Consider the following 2864-nt stretch of genomic DNA (forward strand, 5'->3'; position numbering starts at 1 on the left):
CCTTCCGGGGCGCGGGTCAGGCGTGCCCGAACTCCTGCTGCTCGAGTTCCTGCTGTTCGACGGCGAGGGGGATGTCCTCCTCCTCGACCGCCCAGTCGCCGGTGGCGAGGTAGACGACCTTCTTCGCGACGGCCACCGCGTGGTCGGCGAAGCGCTCGTGGTAGCGGCTGGCGAGCGTCGCGTCGACGGTGGCCGTGGCCTCACCCTTCCAGTTGTCGCTGAGCACCTTCTCGAAGACCGTGGCGTGCAGCTCGTCGACGTCGTCGTCCGCGTTGCGGATCGCGTCGGCGAAACGCAGGTCCTGGGTGCGCAGCAGCTCCGAGAGCGTACGCGCGACCTCGACATCGAGCTCGCCCATCTTCACGAAGGTGCCCTTGAGCCCCTTCGGGATGGCCCGCTCGGGGAAGCGGAGTCGGGCGAGCTGGGCGATGTGCTCGGACATGTCGCCCATGCGCTCGAGCGAGGCGCTCACGCGGAGTGCGGTGACGACGATGCGCAGGTCGCGGGCGACCGGCTGCTGGCGGGCGAGGATCTCGATGGCCTGCTCGTCGAGGGCCACGGCCAGCTCGTCGATCTTCGCGTCGTCAGCGATGACCTCTTCGGCGAGGGCCACGTCGCTGGTGGCGAAAGCCCTGGTGGCCTTGTCGATGGAGACCGTGACGAGGTCAGCGATCTCGACGAGGCGATTCTGGAGGTCCTCGAGGGACTGGTGGAAGACTTCGCGCATGTTGGGGCGCAACCTTTCATTCGGATCTCGGCTGAGTCAGCGCGAGAAGGCGGGTCGTCCGCACAGGAGCAGGTCTGTGCTCCCGCACAAGCCCGAAGCGATTGTCTGCTTCGAAGGTTAACGAACGGTGCCCAGCACGTGAATAGTACTTCTCCTGTTCCCCCCAGGGCGCGGAAACCCGCCGGACGGACGGTGAACGCACTCTACGCTTATGACATGACCTTGCCGCAGCTCGCGCTGTCTTCGCTCGCCATCGGGCTGGTGATCGGCGTCGGCCTCTCCCTGCTCGTGGTGTGGGCCTATCGGGCGCGGGCCCGGGTTCAGGAAGAGACGTCGCTGGCGATCCCTCCCGGCATCACCGATGTGCTGCACAGCATGGACGACGCGGCCGGAGTGGTCGACACGTCGGGGTTGGTGCTCGCGGCGTCGGACGCTGCGAGCAGGTTCGGGATCGAGGTCGGCTCGACGCTCGACAATCCGGAGCTGCGTCAGCTGGTGCGCGGGGTCAGGACGGCCGGCGGTACGGCCACGGAATCGATGCGCATCACGCGAGGCGGACTGAGCCTCGATCCGCGACTCGTCTCGGCTCGTGCGAGCGCGATCGGCACCCGCCTGGTCCTGTTGATCATCCGCGACGTCACGGAGCAGGAGCGGCTCGATCAGATGCGTCGGGACTTCGTCGCGAACACGAGCCACGAACTGAAGACACCGGTGGGTGCGGTGAGCCTCCTCGCCGAAGCGATCGAGTCCGCGGCCGATGACCCGGCGCAGGTGCGCATCTTCGCCGCCCGGATCTCGGCGGAGGCGGGTCGGCTCGGACAGCTCACCGGACGCATCATGAGCCTCTCCCGGCTCCAGGCCGAAGACGGTCTGACCAAGGTGGGACCGGTCGCGATCGACGAGGTCATCGCCGCCTCCATCGAAGCCCATGTCGTGCAGGCCGACTCCGCGGGCGTGGAGCTCGCCAGGGGAGGCGACCGCGGCGTCTGGGTGCGCGGTGACGCACAGATCCTGATCGAGGCCGTCGGTAATCTGATCGCGAACGCCATCGTCTACTCGCCCCGCGGTTCGCGCGTGGGAGTCGGCGTCCGGGCGGAGGACGGCGTGGTCGAGATCGCCGTCTCCGACCAGGGCATCGGGATCGCCGAGGCCGATCGGGAGCGCATCTTCGAGCGTTTCTACCGGGCCGATGAGGCCCGTTCCCGGCGTACGGGAGGCACCGGACTCGGGCTCTCCATCGTCAAGCACGCCACGCAGCGCCACGGCGGGGAGGTGCGGCTGTGGTCGCGCCCGGGCCGAGGATCCACCTTCACGATCCGACTTCCTCGGATCGATGCCCCCGATCACGCCGACACGGGCAAGAAGAGCAAGAAGAAGCGTGCGCGCAAAGCGGCCAAGGCTGCGGCATCCGCGCGCGTTCGAAACGGAGAGAGAGCATGACCCGAATCCTTCTCGTCGAAGACGAGCCCGACCTCGCCGACCCGCTCGCGTACCTGCTGCGACGTGAGGGGTACGAGGTGGAGATCGCGGAGGACGGCCCCGGCGCGCTCGCGGCTTTCCGGGAGCGGGGCGCCGACATCGTGCTGCTCGACCTGATGCTGCCCGGGATGCCCGGCACCGAGGTATGCCGGCAGATCCGCTCGACCTCGGCGGTGCCGATCATCATGCTGACGGCCAAGGACTCCGAGGTCGACATCGTGGTGGGACTGGAGCTCGGGGCGGACGACTACATCACGAAGCCCTACTCGTCTCGCGAGCTGCTCGCCCGCATGCGCGCCGTGTTGCGGCGGGTGGTGCAGGCCGACAGCGAACTCGACGAGCGGGTGCTCGATGGGGGCAGGGTCTCGCTCGACATCGACCGGCACACCGTCTCGGTCGCCGGCGAGCAGATCAACATGCCGCTGAAGGAGTTCGAGTTGCTCGAGGTCCTGATGCGCAACTCGGGTCGAGTGCTCACGCGCGGTCAGCTGATCGATCGGGTCTGGGGGAGCGACTACTTCGGTGACACGAAGACGCTCGACGTGCACATCAAGCGCATCCGCTCCCGCATTGAAGAGAACCCGAGCGAACCCGTGATGCTCGTCACCGTGCGGGGTCTCGGATACCGCTTCGAGGGCTGAACACCGAAGAGGCCCGC

Annotated in this window: 3 protein-coding genes; 2 read left to right on the forward strand and 1 reads right to left on the reverse strand. The window is 67.8% G+C overall.

Going from position 1 to position 2864, the window contains the following annotated elements; all coding sequences use genetic code 11:
- Positions 1–16: 16 nt before the first annotated feature.
- The gene (gene phoU / locus ACNPM4_RS08935; protein ID WP_029262770.1) at positions 17–727 is read right to left on the reverse strand and encodes a phosphate signaling complex protein PhoU; all 711 of its coding nucleotides are present in this window, start codon (positions 725–727) and stop codon (positions 17–19) included.
- A gap of 216 nt (positions 728–943) precedes the next feature.
- On the opposite strand from phoU, the gene ACNPM4_RS08940 reads away from it, so the two are divergent.
- Positions 944–2167: a sensor histidine kinase gene (locus ACNPM4_RS08940; RefSeq protein WP_029262769.1), complete on the forward strand. Its 1224-nt coding sequence runs from the start codon at positions 944–946 to the stop codon at positions 2165–2167.
- Positions 2164–2847, forward strand: a complete 684-nt coding sequence (locus ACNPM4_RS08945) for a response regulator transcription factor (RefSeq protein ID WP_029262768.1) — start codon at positions 2164–2166, stop codon at positions 2845–2847. Before ACNPM4_RS08940 ends, ACNPM4_RS08945 begins: the two co-directional genes overlap by 4 nt.
- Positions 2848–2864 lie beyond the last annotated feature (17 nt).

This window comes from Microbacterium umsixpiens (assembly GCF_053543675.1).